At 38.9% G+C, this 14741-nt stretch carries 15 protein-coding genes; 8 read left to right on the forward strand and 7 right to left on the reverse strand.

The features are described from left to right. Positions 1-150 precede the first annotated feature (150 nt). Together fadD and rnd are read left to right on the forward strand one after the other, a co-directional pair. Positions 151-1824, forward strand: a complete 1674-nt coding sequence (fadD, locus tag FH971_RS08545) for a long-chain-fatty-acid--CoA ligase FadD (protein ID WP_137221020.1) — start codon at positions 151-153, stop codon at positions 1822-1824. A gap of 88 nt (positions 1825-1912) precedes the next feature. Continuing rightward, positions 1913-3025 (forward strand): ribonuclease D, encoded by a 1113-nt coding sequence (rnd, locus tag FH971_RS08550; RefSeq protein ID WP_140234014.1) that lies wholly within the window; start codon positions 1913-1915, stop codon positions 3023-3025. A 99-nt stretch (positions 3026-3124) separates the two neighbouring features. On the opposite strand, the gene minE is transcribed toward rnd, so the two are convergent. From minE to minC, 3 genes are read right to left on the reverse strand one after another with little or no spacing between them, the layout of a single operon-like run. After that, positions 3125-3385 carry a cell division topological specificity factor MinE gene (gene minE / locus FH971_RS08555; protein WP_011637201.1) on the reverse strand — a complete coding sequence of 87 codons (261 nt, stop codon included), beginning with the start codon at positions 3383-3385 and terminating at the stop codon, positions 3125-3127. Positions 3386-3387: 2 nt separating this feature from the next. Further along, a complete protein-coding gene (gene minD / locus FH971_RS08560; RefSeq protein ID WP_137221017.1) occupies positions 3388-4197 on the reverse strand; it encodes a septum site-determining protein MinD in 810 nt (269 codons plus the stop codon). A gap of 27 nt (positions 4198-4224) precedes the next feature. Beyond that, positions 4225-4890, reverse strand: coding sequence for a septum site-determining protein MinC (minC, locus tag FH971_RS08565; protein WP_137221015.1), 666 nt, complete (start codon positions 4888-4890; stop codon positions 4225-4227). A gap of 118 nt (positions 4891-5008) precedes the next feature. Between minC and FH971_RS08570 the strand changes: the two genes are divergently transcribed. The 3 genes from FH971_RS08570 to FH971_RS08580 are packed head-to-tail and all read left to right on the forward strand — an operon-like array spanning position 5009 to position 6793. Next, positions 5009-5287, forward strand: coding sequence for a YcgL domain-containing protein (locus FH971_RS08570; RefSeq protein ID WP_137221013.1), 279 nt, complete (start codon positions 5009-5011; stop codon positions 5285-5287). Between the two features lie 31 nt (positions 5288-5318). Continuing rightward, complete coding sequence (locus FH971_RS08575; RefSeq protein WP_140234015.1) at positions 5319-6287, forward strand: lytic murein transglycosylase; 969 nt, start codon at positions 5319-5321, stop codon at positions 6285-6287. Between the two features lie 59 nt (positions 6288-6346). Then, entirely contained in the window at positions 6347-6793 is a 447-nt protein-coding gene (locus FH971_RS08580) for a YcgN family cysteine cluster protein (protein WP_140234016.1), read from the forward strand. A gap of 93 nt (positions 6794-6886) precedes the next feature. Here FH971_RS08580 and dsbB read toward each other — a convergent pair whose 3' ends face one another. After that, positions 6887-7396 (reverse strand): disulfide bond formation protein DsbB, encoded by a 510-nt coding sequence (dsbB, locus tag FH971_RS08585; protein ID WP_140234017.1) that lies wholly within the window; start codon positions 7394-7396, stop codon positions 6887-6889. A gap of 159 nt (positions 7397-7555) precedes the next feature. Then, complete coding sequence (nhaB, locus tag FH971_RS08590; RefSeq protein ID WP_137221004.1) at positions 7556-9148, reverse strand: sodium/proton antiporter NhaB; 1593 nt, start codon at positions 9146-9148, stop codon at positions 7556-7558. A gap of 585 nt (positions 9149-9733) precedes the next feature. Here nhaB and fadR point away from each other — a divergent pair. Then, the gene (gene fadR, locus FH971_RS08595) at positions 9734-10453 is read left to right on the forward strand and encodes a fatty acid metabolism transcriptional regulator FadR (protein ID WP_137227283.1); all 720 of its coding nucleotides are present in this window, start codon (positions 9734-9736) and stop codon (positions 10451-10453) included. Positions 10454-10753: 300 nt separating this feature from the next. On the opposite strand, the gene sodB is transcribed toward fadR, so the two are convergent. Further along, positions 10754-11338: a superoxide dismutase [Fe] gene (sodB, locus tag FH971_RS08600; RefSeq protein ID WP_137221002.1), complete on the reverse strand. Its 585-nt coding sequence runs from the start codon at positions 11336-11338 to the stop codon at positions 10754-10756. A gap of 235 nt (positions 11339-11573) precedes the next feature. On the opposite strand from sodB, the gene grxD reads away from it, so the two are divergent. Further along, complete coding sequence (gene grxD / locus FH971_RS08605) at positions 11574-11915, forward strand: Grx4 family monothiol glutaredoxin (RefSeq protein WP_011637214.1); 342 nt, start codon at positions 11574-11576, stop codon at positions 11913-11915. Positions 11916-12015: 100 nt separating this feature from the next. Here grxD and FH971_RS08610 read toward each other — a convergent pair whose 3' ends face one another. Then, complete coding sequence (locus FH971_RS08610; protein WP_140234018.1) at positions 12016-13245, reverse strand: uracil-xanthine permease family protein; 1230 nt, start codon at positions 13243-13245, stop codon at positions 12016-12018. A 251-nt stretch (positions 13246-13496) separates the two neighbouring features. On the opposite strand from FH971_RS08610, the gene FH971_RS08615 reads away from it, so the two are divergent. Beyond that, positions 13497-14594 (forward strand): DUF2066 domain-containing protein, encoded by a 1098-nt coding sequence (locus FH971_RS08615; protein WP_140234019.1) that lies wholly within the window; start codon positions 13497-13499, stop codon positions 14592-14594. Positions 14595-14741 lie beyond the last annotated feature (147 nt).

The raw sequence follows: 14741 nt of genomic DNA on the forward strand, positions 1-14741 counted from the left end.
CAAAAATTAAAACGCTTGTATGATTTTTATCACTACAAGAAACATAAAAAAGCCTGCGATAACAAAATTAATGATACGCAGTAGCTAAAAAATTTTACCACTGACGGGGAATGCACGTCTTAGCACAGTGGTAATTATTAGGAGACACCTGTGGACCAGCCTTGGATTAATAACTTACCTGAAAATGTGCCGGCCGAAATCGACCCATCTCAATTCAGCTCTTTAGTACATATGTTTGAAAATGCAGTGGCAAAATATGCCGATCAACCTGCGTTTATAAATATGGGTGCAACGATAACGTACCGCAAACTTGAAGAGAGAAGTAGAGCATTTGCAGCTTATTTACAAAACGAACTGCATTTAAACAAAGGTGACCGTGTCGCCATTATGATGCCTAATTTATTGCAATATCCTATTGCACTATTTGGTATTCTTCGCGCAGGTATGGTGGTAGTTAATGTTAACCCGCTGTATACACCAAGAGAATTAAAGCATCAATTAGTCGACTCTGGCGCCAGAGCCATCATTGTGGTGTCAAACTTTGCTAATACTTTGGAAGAAGTCGTTGATCAAACTCCGGTAGAGTCAGTGATTATTACTAGCTTGGGTGATCAACTTAGTGCACCTAAACGCACCTTAGTTAACTTTGTCGTAAAGTACATCAAAAGACTGGTACCTAAATACCATTTACCACATGCATTATCATTTCGTGATGCCTTAACAAAAGGGCGACGTTTACAATATATCAAAGCTGAAATTACCGGCGATGATTTAGCCTTCTTACAATACACAGGCGGTACAACCGGTGTGTCTAAAGGTGCAATGTTAACTCATGAAAATATCGTCAGTAATGTGTTACAAGCTAATGGCGCGTATTCACCAGCATTAAAAGACGGTGTCGAGTTTGTGGTAACTGCACTGCCGCTTTATCACATTTTTGCATTAACGGTTAATTGCTTACTGTTTTTACATAAAGGCAGTAAAAACTTACTGATCACAAATCCACGTGATATTCCTGCATTTGTGGCTGAACTTAAGAAATATCCATTTACCGCGTTAACGGGTGTTAATACGTTATTTAATGCCTTGGTTAATAATGATGGATTTGCTCAACTTGATTTCTCAGGTTTGAAATTTTCAATTGGTGGAGGCATGGCTGTTCAGCGTGCAGTTGCTGATAAATGGCAACAAATCACTAAAACACGTTTGCTAGAAGGTTATGGTTTAACGGAAGCATCACCTTTGGTGACTTGTTGTCCATACAACTTAGCCGGTTATAACGGTTCTATTGGTTTCCCTGCGCCTTCAACATTGATCCAAATTCGTGACGATGAATCTAATGTGTTACCTCAAGGTGAAACTGGCGAATTATTTGCTAAAGGCCCACAAGTGATGAAAGGGTATTGGCAGCGACCAGAAGAGACGGCGACAGTTATTGATAAAGATGGCTGGTTAGCGACGGGTGATATTGGTTATATGGATGAAAAGGGCTTGTTTTACATTGTTGACCGTAAAAAGGACATGATTTTAGTGTCTGGTTTTAACGTGTTTCCGAATGAAGTAGAAGAAGTCGTCGCCATGCACCCAAAAGTTATTGAAGTTGCCGCTGTAGGGGTTCCAAATGAGGCTAGTGGTGAATTAGTGAAGATTTTTGTGGTCGCAAAAGATAAATCTCTGACCGCTGAAGAGTTGATTAAGCATTGCCGACATCAATTAACGGGATATAAAGTACCTAAGCTGGTAGAATTTAGGGACGAATTACCAAAATCCAATGTGGGTAAAATTTTACGCCGAGAGCTTCGAGACGAAGTTAAGCAAGCGTAAAATGATAGCCGGCACTTTAGCCGGCTTTTTATTGAGGTTAATCTGATAACCTGTCACCGCCCTCATTCATATTATAGCGGAGCCTATTTTGTTAACGTTTGAATATATCAGTGATAACGCCAGCTTATTATCATTAGTTGAACAATACCAACAAAGCACCTTATTGGTGCTCGATACTGAATTTGTCCGCACTCGTACTTACTATGCAAAATTGGGGCTTATTCAAGCTTACGATGGGAAAACATTGGCTTTGATAGATCCTGTTGCCATTTCAGATCTTAGCCCATTTTGGAAGTTATTGACTGATCCTAAGATTGTTAAATTAGTACATTCTTGTAGTGAAGATCTTGAAGTGTTTGCTCATTATGGTGACTGTCAACCAAACCCACTTTTTGACAGTCAAATTGCTGCTAGTCTATCTGGGTTGGGGTATGGCTTAGGTTATGCCAAATTAGCTGAAACCTGTTTACAAGTTGAAATTGATAAAGGCGAATCGCGTACCGACTGGATGAAACGCCCCTTGTCGGATGCACAATTACAGTATGCGGCTAATGATGTGTATTATTTGTACCAATTATACCCACAGTTACAAGAGAAGCTTGCTGCCAATAATCGCCTAGAATGGTTGTTTGAAGAAAGCCAACGTATGACAGAAGGGCGTTTGTCATTACCAGAAGGTGACAGTGTTTACCTTAAAGTAAAAAATGCTTTCCAGTTATCGAGCCCACAGTTAGCTTACTTAAAAGTATTGGCTAAATGGCGCTTAAACAAGGCGGTAAGTCGTAATCTCGCGCTTGGTTTTGTGGTAAAGGACCATGCATTAATTGCATTAGCCAAAAAACAACCGACCACATTAGCAGAATTAAGTAGTTTAAATGATTTAACTGAGCAAGAGAAACGCATTCATGGCAAAGAGTTATTAACGGTAATGGCAACAGCCGATTTAACTAATTTACCCGAAGAAGTCGATGTTGTTGCACTTAAATCTGGTTATAAATCGGCATTTAAAGAAATTAAAACAACATTAACTGAATTGTGTGAACGTGAAGATGTTGCATTAGAGTTTGTGGGATCTAAACGCCATATTCATGAATTTTTACTCTGGTTGTATCACAATAAACAAACGCCGACGCCGCTATTGCTAACGGGGTGGCGAGGTCAACTTATTGGAGACTTACTTGCAGATGTGCGTTTTAGTTAACGATAATGATTTAATTAAATAACGCCCAATAAAAAGGATACTCGCATAATGCCAGTATCCTTTTTATATTTAGCGGTGCTAACTCGCTAGCTTAGCTAATTACTTTGAATCAGGTAAGGTGACGTTTAACTCGAGTACCGATAAATTGTCATCGTTTTGATCAAGTTGCACAGAAACTTGGTCATCTGAAATTTGTACATATTTGCGGATCACTTCGATGATTTCTTGTTTCATCTTTGGGAAGTAATCAGGTGCACCGCGCTCTCCACGCTGATGGGCCACAATAATTTGTAATCGTTCTTTTGCCAATGATGCGGTATTGGGCTTTTTACTGCTTCTAAAATAATCAAGTATCGACATAATTAGCTCCCAAATATCCTTTTAAGGAATCCTTTCTTCTCTTCTGTAATAAATCGAACCGGCACATCGTCACCTAATAAGCGCGCAACCGTATCGCCATATGCTAAACCGGCATCACTTTCTTGATCAATAATGACAGGAATACCAGAGTTTGACGCTTTGAGTACTGATTGAGACTCGGGGATAACACCGAGTAATTCAATTGCCAGAATTTCCTTCACATCTTCAACACTGAGCATTTCACCTGTTTTAACTCTTGCTGGTGAGTAGCGAGTTAACAATAAATATTCTTTGATCGGTTCAAGCGATAGCTCTGCTCTACGTGAACGGCTTTGTAACATTCCTAGAATACGGTCTGAATCGCGAACAGAGCTCACTTCTGGGTTTGTGGTTACAATCGCTATGTCGGCAAAGTAAAGTGCCATCATTGCACCTTGTTCAATCCCTGCTGGCGAATCACAAACAATGTAGTCGAAGTCTTTAGCTAAATTTTCAAGTACTTTGCCCACGCCTTCTTTTGTTAAAGCATCTTTATCGCGTGTTTGCGACGCAGGTAAAATAAACAGTTTGTCGCAGCGTTTATCTTTAATTAACGCTTGGTTCAAATTGGCTTCACCATTAATAACGTTAACAAAGTCATATACGACTCTGCGTTCACAACCCATTATCAAATCGAGATTTCGCAAACCAATATCAAAATCGATAACGACAGTCTTCTTTCCTTTTAAGGCCAACCCGGTAGCAATTGCTGCACTGGATGTTGTTTTACCCACACCGCCTTTACCTGATGTGACAACAATAATTTGCGCCATTTATTTTAATATCCTTGTATTTGCCGATTATTGGGGCAATGTTTCAACAGTGAGGGATGCGCCTTCAAGGCGAACACAACCTCTTTGACTTAGATCGTATTGTTGCAAATGCTCAGTCAACCAATACTGTCCCGCAATCGACACTAATTCTGCTTCTAACGAGTTAGCGATAATCACACTTTGATTATCTCCCGCGGCTCCCGCCATGGCTTTGCCACGAAGAGCGCCATATATATGAATGCTACCATCAGCAATGACTTCAGCGCCATTACCAACCGCACCAAAAATGACTAAATCTGCATTTTTTGCGTATATTTGTTGTCCAGAACGCACATTTTGTTTAACAATTTTAGTCGCTCGTTTGGGTAACTCAGCTTTAGCAGCTTGTTTGCCCGACTTAACGACCGCAATAGCCATACTCTTAGCTTGTTCAGCTTGCGCAGGACTGGCATCGGTAATGCCCACAATAATAAGGTTTCGATCAATTAATAATTGTTTTAACGCATTAAAGTCTACGTGAGCTTGTTTAACAGCTGATAGGTTCAATACCAATGGTGCACCTAAAAAAAACTGCGGTGCTTGAGCCAATTTGTTGTCTAATTCAGTCGCAATGATATCAAGATCATTATGATTAATATGCAGCACTGATAATGTAAAAGACGTGGCCTTTAATTCGAGATTTTGTTTAGCCATCTCGGCGTGATTCTCCAATGCTTGAGCGATAACTGATTTACAATTATTTTTTAGTGCCACCATGTTATAGTGTGCTTAGTTGACTATCAAGTTTGAACCTTTGGAAATTTACACTAAAATGATATGTGCAGTATATAAAAGCGGTCGTAGAGCAGATACTTACCTTTTTGTCAAAAAACGCGATGTTTTTGATGAGGTTCCTGAGCAGTTAATGGAAATGTTTGGTACTCCAGCATTAATAATGGTTGTGCCATTATCTAAACGAGATCATCTAGGTATTGCAGATATTACTAAAGTGAAGTCGGCTTTAATTGAACAAGGCTATTATTTACAAATACCACCTCCACAAATTAATTTACTTGAGCAACATAAACAAGAATTAGGGCTTAATAAATAAGCGCAATCTTAAAGGAGTAATCGAAACGAATATGATTAAAAAAATCATTTTAAGCGTATTTTGTTACTTCTTTTTTGCTAGCTTGGTTATGGCTAATGATAGCACTCGTGATTTTTCTGACTATCTGTTGGAACTTCAACAGAAGGCGATAGCCGCTGGTGTAAATCAACGTATTGCTGAACGTTATATTGCCAATATTAAAACCTTCAAGAAAGCCAATCTCACCACCCATTTAGACAAATCAAAAACACTAGAAAATTTTATTCCCCAAGTTGTCCCTGCTATTACTGTCAGTACTGCTCGAGCCATGTTTCAGCAACATGAATCTCAAATAAAACTTCTGAGTCAAACTTATCAAGTTCAATCACGTTTTTTGATGGCGTTGTGGGCCATGAATACCCATTTTGGAGAACGTTCAGGACGTTTCTCTGGTTTATCGGTATTAGCTTCACTTGCATATCAAGGTGATAACGAAGCGCAGTATATTAATGAGTTTATTGCCGCACTTAAATTAATCGAACAGAAAAAAATAAGTGAAAATTTATTGCGTAGTACCTCATCAGGATCAATGGGGCAGATGCAAATGATGCCAAGCCAATTACTGAAATACGGTGTCGATGCGGATAAAAACGGTGTTATTGATGTTTGGAACAGCATGGATGACGCATTTGCGTCTACCGCCAACATGTTGCATCAACAAGGGTGGCAATATGATTCTACATGGGGGCGACAAGTAAAAATCACCATCAAGTTAGATCCAAATTTACTTGGCTTAGAGTCTCAGTATTCATTTTTACAGTGGCAAGCCTTTGGTGTCAGGCGTTTTGATGGTAATGATTTACCTCAACGCAATGACATGAAAGTGTCTTTAATTGCCCCAGATGGAGTCCAAGGCCGCTTTTATTTGGTGTATGACAACTTTCGTTTATTGAACCAATTTACAGACACATTGCACGATACTTTAGCAATAACCTATCTGTCTGAAAAAATTAAACCATAAATTGCCGTGGTTTATGTGTAAAATGCGAGCAAATATTAATAAAACCACTTTAGATAAAAATGATGACTCAGTTTTGGACCTCAACGCCTTTAGACAATATGACACCTGAGCAATGGGAGTCACTTTGTGATGGCTGCGGTAAATGTTGTTTAAATAAAATTATCGATGATGATACTGACAAGTTATATTACACCAATGCTGCGTGTCATTTATTAGATGATGAGAGTTGTAGTTGCCGTCAATACCCTGATCGTTTTACTTATGTTCCTGAATGTACCGCCATTACGCCTGACAATATCGCAGAGCTTACTTGGTTGCCGGACAGTTGTGCGTATCGTCGCTTGCATGTTGGCAAAGGTTTACCTAGCTGGCATCCGTTGATCACAGGGAGTAAAGATGCCATGCATGCAGCTGGTATTTCTGTTCAAGGCAAAACCGTTAACGAAATGAAAGTGAAGTATTTAGAAGACTGTATTGTTTTGTGGCCGATGTTGGATATTGAATGATGTAAGTATATCTATCGATTGGGTGTTAAGTTGAATAAAAAAAGACCTCATTGAGGTCTTTTTTTATTCAATCTTCGCAATAATATTTTCAATTTATTTTTTTAGTTTAAGTGCAGGCAATAACATTAATAGCCAAATCACACCATAAACCGCAAAACCAACCATCATCCACTGCGCCATGCTAACTGACAGCCAAGTCCATGGTATATCACTGCACATGCCCGTTGGAGAAAATACCGAAGGCAACCAAGTGTCTAATGGCATAAAATTAGGGAATTCTGGGTAAAAAGAACATGTGGCAAAAGGTGATGGGTTAACTTGCATATTGTTGAGTTCATACGCAAGTTTTAAGCCCCAAATCGCAGCAACTCCCCAACCAGCCATACCGATTAAGCGTAGTAACCACACCTTAGGCTGTAATATACCAATGAGCCCTGCCAGCATAATACTGAGTACCGCAACACGAATATAAATACACATCACGCACGGCGCTAACTCCATACCATATTGAAAGAATAGGGCCGCTAGTTCCAGCCCTATAGCGGATAATAACAATAATCCCCAAGAGAGACGACTATGACAAAACTGCTGTAATTCCGACAATTTCAGTTCCTAATAAACGTATTAATAGATAAAAAAACACCCTCAAGTGAGGGTGTTTGAGTGAGTAGTCAAGACTTTAAGATAATTTATCTATTAAGTCCAATACCCTATCGTTTTTACACTCTATCAAAACAATTGTTTCGTAAAGGTAACAGGTAGTTAATGCCCGTTAGTTAACCCACTAAGGTCTTTGGCCGAGTGATGGATAATTAATTGAGTTTCGTAAAGCATATCCGTCATGTCGACTAAAAACCCAGTCTCAATTGCCATTACGCCAACAAGAGATAATACGATGGTATAAGGTAATGCCATCCATACCATCCGACCGTATGATAAACGGATCAGTGGGGCGATGGCTGAGGTTAGCAAGAACAAGAATGCCGCTTGCCCGTTCGGGGTTGCCACAGAAGGCAGGTTAGTACCGGTATTAATTGCCACTGCTAGTAAGTCAAATTGGTCTCGAGTAATTTGGCCACTCATTAATGCAGATTTCACTTCATTAATGTACACCGTACCCACAAACACGTTATCACTCACCATTGATAGTAAACCGTTTGCAATATAGAAAATCACCAACTGCATATTGCCTTCATAACCTAATGCCCAATGAATAACTGGAGCAAATAAGTCTTGGTCAATAATTACGCCAACAATGGCGAAAAATACTGCCAACAACGCTGTGAATGGCAAAGCCTCTTCGAACGCTTTACCCAACGAATGTTCATCTGTAATACCGTTAAAAGCAGTTGCTAAGATAATGACCGATAACCCAATGAGACCAACAGAGGCTAAGTGAAGCGCTAAGCCTGCAATTAACCACACACCAATAAGGGCTTGGATAACCAGTTTCATTTTATCTTGGTTAGTTCTGTTTGCGTCTTCATGAGCGGCGTAATCAGAAAGAATACGATGTACTACATCAGGTAATTGCGCACCATATCCAAAGACTTTGAATTTTTCTACCAGAAAACAAGTGAATATACCCGCAAATAATACCGGCATCGTCACGGGTGACATACGCAAGAAAAACTCACCAAATTGCCAATGGGCCTGTGCTGCAATAATTAAGTTTTGTGGTTCGCCAACCATAGTGCAAACACCGCCTAACGCAGTACCAATACCAGAGTGCATTAACAAATTACGTAAAAATGCACGAAATGATTCTAATTCTTCTTCGTTAAGCTGAGCGCTAGTATCGGAGGTGTGATCATGTGCATCAGTGTCGCTATAGCTCATGCCTGACGCTACTTTATGGTAAATAGAATAAAACCCAACAGCAACAGCGATAATGACGGCGATGACAGTAAGTGCATCTAAAAACGCGGAGAGAAATGCACATGCGATACAAAACATCAAAGACACAATGATTTTTGAGCGTACCTTAGTGATCATTTTAGTAAATACAAACAGCAATAGCTGTTTCATAAAGTAAATACCCGCAACCATAAACACTAAAAGTAAAAGCACTTCTAAGTTGGCTTCTATTTCGTGTAACACTTGCGAAGGCGAGGTCATTCCTATGATGACGGCCTCAATGGCTAATAGTCCACCAGGTTGAAGTGGGTAACATTTCAATGCCATAGCAAGGGTGAAAATAAATTCAACCACCAGCACCCATCCAGCAACAAATGGACTGACATAAAAGAACAGCAGGGGATTAATGACTAAAAATGCCAAAATTGCGTATTTGTACCATCCAGGTGAATTACCTAAAAAATTGACAAATAGCGCCTGGCTTTTGGTTACCTGCATAGCAGTCTCCGATATTATGATTGTGAAAGTTTGTATAGCAACCAGTTTTGATAACTAACAACACATTATTATTTTCAACAGGTTTGGGAGAATAGAGGCAACTTAACATTGAAAACTTGATAAATATCAACTTTTCGTTAAATGAGTTTAAACATTCAATTCAATCGAATTGAGGGCTTTAGCCAACTTTTTCTCTTATTAATAAAATATCTTGTTATAGCGAATAATGTGTTAACAACAAATTTGCCTAAATTGACAACGGTTATATTGTATTTTTTGTCATATAACGTAAAAAAATAATTTGTAACCTTGTTGTCACTGTGGGGAACATTACGTAATGCTAACAAAACAACTACATGAGTATATACTAAACTTATTGACTATTATCACTAAAATTGAATATCTGTTGATGATAGTGATGGTGTAATGTGATAAGTATTCAACTTTTGTGATATTTAAATAACAGAGCTGTTCGAAAATCAGCCGTAATGAACATGGAGATAAACAATGGTTTTTATTTTCTACCGCTCTGGTATGATCAGATGTAATAGTTCGCCATTCTTTTGCAATAGGATATAAAGGTTGATGATCATCAATGCCAAAGGGCCCGCGAGTTTTGCCGAGAAATATATTGTTCGTTCTATATGGGAAAATAAATTTCCACCCGGATCAATTTTACCTGCTGAACGTGAACTCTCTGAACTTATCGGTGTTACTCGTACAACCTTAAGAGAAGTACTGCAGCGCCTAGCACGTGACGGCTGGTTGAAAATTCAACATGGTAAACCTACCCAGGTGAACAACTTTTGGGAAACATCTGGATTAAATATTTTAGAAACCATTGCAGATTTAAATCCTGATGGTTTTCCATTATTAGTCGATCAGTTGATGGCTGCGCGAGGTAATGTAAGTAACATATATTTCCGTGCATCAATCCGTCACAATCCTGAAAAAGTGGTTGATGTATTGGCTGGTATTCACAGCTTAGAAAATGATGCAGAAGCGTATGCCGCATTCGATTACAAGCTTCACCATACATTAGCTTTCGCATCTGGAAACCCTCTATATGTGTTAATTTTAAACGGATTCAAAGGTCTTTATAATCGAGTCGGCCGCTATTATTTTTCAAGCCAAGAAGCCCGTGAATTAACAATGCGTTTTTATCTTAAATTAGAAAAATTGGCTCAGGATAAAAATTATCTAGATGTGCCCGCATTAATGCGCACTAATGGTATTGAAAGCGGTAAAATGTGGCAAAAGCTACGTGATGATTTACCCGCTGAAATGGGTCATGACAACAGTTAACGAGTCGTTAATCGTGATGCATTAATTGTTAATTACGAATATTACTTTTTGATTTACCCGCTTGGGATATCAATTCATATCTAAAAACCAATCACATTGATTGGTTTTTTTATGTGATTAATGTTGAGCTAGTACTTGAGTAGTCGACAAACAGTGGGATTGTGTATGCTGATTAAAGCATTTAACCGGGAAGTACTGTGGTGAATGTTAATATAAGCGGATAAGTCATCGTACTTATGGTCGGAACAGCACAAAAAAAGGAGCCTAAAAGGCTCCTTTAGTTTTTGCTGTTAATCTAAATTAAGCAGCAAAGTTTTTATTAACAAATTCCCAGTTAACAAGCTGCCAGAAGTGAGCTAAATACTCTGGACGCGCGTTACGGTAATCAATGTAGTATGCATGTTCCCACACATCTACAGTTAATAAAGGTGTTACCGTTTCATCAGTTAACGGTGTTGCTGCATTGCTTGTGTTAACAATAGCTAACGAACCGTCAGCTTTTTTCACTAGCCATGTCCAAGCACTACCGAAGTTGTTGACTGCAGAATCAGTAAATTTAGCTTTAAATTCTTCAAAAGAACCAAAAGAAGCATTGATAGCAGCAGCGATATCGCCAGTTGCTTCGCCGCCAGCGTTAGGTGCTAAACAGTTCCAGTAAAAAGTGTGGTTCCAAACTTGAGCTGCATTGTTGAACATACCACCAGTTGAAGTTTTAATAACTTCTTCTAATGTTTTGCCAGCGAATTCAGTTCCCTCAACTAAACCATTTAGTTTAACCACATACGTGTTGTGATGCTTACCATAATGGTATTCAAGGGTTTCTTGTGAAATGTGCGGTTCAAGTGCGTTCTTTGCAAAAGGTAATGCTGGTAGTTCGAAAGCCATTAGTATCTCTCCATGGATTCAGGTTATCGTTTTTGTTTACCCATCAGGTAACATTGCTCTACTGCTATTGTACTGATTATTTTTGTGATGTGAATCATTGTTTAGGGAATTATGTGGATTGCACTAATCGATTTTATGGATTTTAGATTAACCTTACAAACAGTGGCATTTTGTTCTTTGTCTAGGTGTCGTACAATAGCTACTATGTGTTCAGTCGTCGTACTTAGGAAATCAAATGGAAACTGTAGAAAAGATTAAACAGCAAATTAGCGAAAACCCAATTATTGTGTACATGAAAGGTTCACCTAAATTACCAAGCTGTGGATTTTCATCTCAAGTTGCTCAAGTGATGATCAACTGTGGTGAACAATTTGCGTTCGTAGATATTTTACAGCATCCAGATATTCGTGCTGAATTACCAAAATTTGCTAACTGGCCAACATTCCCACAATTATGGGTAGAAGGCGAGTTGATTGGTGGTTGTGACATTATCACCGAAATGTTCCAAAAAGGTGAACTTCAACCAATTATTAAAGCAACTGCTGACAAATTTCGTACAGAAGATGCCGCAGAGTAATTGCCAATAAACGAGTGTATTGCACTCTCAATAAAAAGCCCCAATGCATATAGCGTTGGGGCTTTTTTAATATTTATTTCATGGTACAACGGTGAAAAATTTACGCCTCAGTTTGTGGCTTTTTCACCGCAGGTAAAATCAAGTTCATCATTATAGCGACGATACCGCATAAGCTAATACCTGTTAGGCTAAATGAGCCAATACCAAACGCCATTCCGCCAATACCAAATACTAACGTGACCCCGACGATACTCAGATTACGGGGTTCTGATAAATCGACTTGATTACGAATTAAGGTATTTAATCCTACAGCGGCAATTGAACCAAACAATAAGCACATAATACCGCCCATTACCGGAACGGGAATAGTTTGCATCATGGCGCCTAATTTGCCGACAAATGCCAACGTGATAGCAGTGATAGCAGTCCAAGTCATGATCCGAGGATCAAAACTCTTAGTTAATGTGACTGCACCAGTGACTTCACTGTATGTTGTATTTGGTGGACCACCCAATGCCGATGCTGCAACTGTAGCAATACCATCTCCCATAAGAGTACGGTGTAAACCTGGCTTTTTAAAATAGTCTTTACCCGTTACATTGGAAATGGCTAAAATATCACCAATATGTTCTACCGCAGGCGCAATAGCCACAGGGATCATAAATAAAATGGCATGCCAGTTAAACTCTGGGGCAACAAAATTTGGCATAGCTAACCAAGCTGCTTGGCTTACTGGGGTAAAATCGACAATACCAAAAGCAAGGCTGACACCATAACCTACAAGAATACCGGCAAGAATAGGCATTAAACGAACCAATCCCTTAGCGAAAATGGCCACCACTATCGTTGTTATTAATGCCGAAAGAGAAATCATTAATGCAGTATTTTGTTCAACAATGATAATGCCGCCATCGCCACTTTTACCTAATGCCATATTAACTGCAACAGGGGCTAAACCTAAACCAATGATCATAATCACTGGCCCCACTACAACGGGAGGGAGTAAGGTATGAATGAACCCTGTACCACGAAGTTTTACTGTTAATCCCAGTAGCATATAGACGCCACCGGCAGCCATTAAACCGCCCATGGTGGCGGGAATACCCCATGTTTGTACACCATATAAAATAGGAGCGATAAAGGCAAAGGAGGAGGCTAGAAAAACAGGGACTTGACGTTTAGTGACTAATTGAAACAGTAGGGTACCGAAACCGGCAGTGAATAAGGCAACACTTGTATCCAAACCGGTTAATAACGGCATTAGCACTAGCGCACCAAAAGCGACAAATAGCATTTGTGCGCCTTGTAGCGGAATTAACACGCGTTTCATATTGTTCTCCATCATTATTTAGAAAGTTAGCGTGTGGTTAAACGGCGCGAATTGTCACATAAAAACATTAATATTCATAACAACTTTGAGGACTCTGTAGCGATTATAGTTATTCGATATGGCTACAATGTTTGGTCAAAGTGACCTTACTGCAATCGTATTATGAAAAAGAGTTTACGTTCTTCATTACTCGATAGAATTTTATTATGATATAATTTGTCCACTTATATTTGCTGCGTTTATGTTATCAGATGCTGAAAAAACTAATTAATCTCATTGTGTTATCTTTGGTTGCATTAACTGCTATTGCGACTGTACATGCTGCTGAAGTTGGCAAACTGGATGAAGCCGATATTGCGGTCAGTTCACGTGCAAACGATGTTAAAAATAATGCCTTAAAAGAGGCGTTAGCGGCCATTTTTTTGAAAAATTCAGGTTTGCCGAGTGTTGTATTAAATCCATTAATTAAAGCTCAAATTGATACACCTGAAGTTATTCTGACTCAATATGGTTATTATGAAAAAAATGGTCAATTAATGCTAAAGGCTAATTTTGATCATCAAAGAGTCATTTCAACATTACGCCAAGCAGGCTTACCTGTTTGGGGGAGCCAACGTCCATTAACCCTATTGTGGATGTCAGTTGAAGAAAACAATGAACCCACTATTTTAGCGGATGGGTCCTCGGCTGATATTCGCGCTGAGTTGGCTCAAGAATCCAGTAATAAAGGTATACCATTATTACTGCCTATTATGGACTTAGATGATGTTATGCGAGTCAGTATTACTGATGTGCGCGGTATGTTTACTGATGTATTAGCCAATGCATCGACTCGTTATCAAGCGGATTATTTTGCTATTGCAAATATAGATGCATTTGGCAATGAAGTGCGTTTTTCTATCAAATTATTTGATAAAAATAGAACTAATGGTGTGTTACAACCATTAGTTTCATTGCAAGATAATGCTGTTGATTATAAACAAGCAACTAAGCGAATGATGAATGCATTGGCTGATTATTATATTAGTCAATATGCTATTGCCTCTACAGGCCGTGATGTTGCAACCCGAGTTAGCTTTACTGGGGTAAATAACATGACTCAATTGGTACATGTTGAAACTTATCTTCGTCAATTAAGTGCGGTAAAGTCGATAAAAATCAGCCAGTTTAAGGGGGACTCTGCTACATATACAATAGAATTATTTAGCAGTGTAGATGACTTACAACGCTTACTTAATATTGATAGTCGACTATCACAATTGGATACTGTGGGTAACGTAGATTCATTTTATGAGCCTAAAGATGGCGACTCTAAACCAAAGTTGATTTATCAATGGTTAAGCCTATAAGGTTTATCAATAGTCACTCTGTGCAGTATATTTGTACAGAGTGAAATGCTATATCTAGTTAGTGTTATGTGTAGTCTTATTACCTAAACTCGCATAATGAAATGACTTAGGTATAATGATGTTAGTTCGTTTATGATTTTGAGACCT

Source organism: Shewanella polaris (assembly GCF_006385555.1).
GTDB classification, from domain to species: Bacteria; Pseudomonadota; Gammaproteobacteria; order Enterobacterales; family Shewanellaceae; genus Shewanella; species Shewanella polaris.

Excerpts from the sequence above, each read along its gene's own strand:
- minE (WP_011637201.1), bottom strand. The coding sequence starts at position 3,385 with ATGTCGATACTTGATTATTTTAGAAGCAGTAAAAAGCCCAATACCGCA.
- minD (WP_137221017.1), bottom strand. The coding sequence starts at position 4,197 with ATGGCGCAAATTATTGTTGTCACATCAGGTAAAGGCGGTGTGGGTAAA.
- minC (WP_137221015.1), bottom strand. The coding sequence starts at position 4,890 with ATGGCTAAACAAAATCTCGAATTAAAGGCCACGTCTTTTACATTATCA.
- FH971_RS08570 (WP_137221013.1), top strand. The coding sequence starts at position 5,009 with ATGATATGTGCAGTATATAAAAGCGGTCGTAGAGCAGATACTTACCTT.
- FH971_RS08575 (WP_140234015.1), top strand. The coding sequence starts at position 5,319 with ATGATTAAAAAAATCATTTTAAGCGTATTTTGTTACTTCTTTTTTGCT.
- FH971_RS08580 (WP_140234016.1), top strand. The coding sequence starts at position 6,347 with ATGATGACTCAGTTTTGGACCTCAACGCCTTTAGACAATATGACACCT.
- nhaB (WP_137221004.1), bottom strand. The coding sequence starts at position 9,148 with ATGCAGGTAACCAAAAGCCAGGCGCTATTTGTCAATTTTTTAGGTAAT.
- fadR (WP_137227283.1), top strand. The coding sequence starts at position 9,734 with ATGATCATCAATGCCAAAGGGCCCGCGAGTTTTGCCGAGAAATATATT.
- sodB (WP_137221002.1), bottom strand. The coding sequence starts at position 11,338 with ATGGCTTTCGAACTACCAGCATTACCTTTTGCAAAGAACGCACTTGAA.
- grxD (WP_011637214.1), top strand. The coding sequence starts at position 11,574 with ATGGAAACTGTAGAAAAGATTAAACAGCAAATTAGCGAAAACCCAATT.
- FH971_RS08610 (WP_140234018.1), bottom strand. The coding sequence starts at position 13,245 with ATGAAACGCGTGTTAATTCCGCTACAAGGCGCACAAATGCTATTTGTC.
- FH971_RS08615 (WP_140234019.1), top strand. The coding sequence starts at position 13,497 with ATGCTGAAAAAACTAATTAATCTCATTGTGTTATCTTTGGTTGCATTA.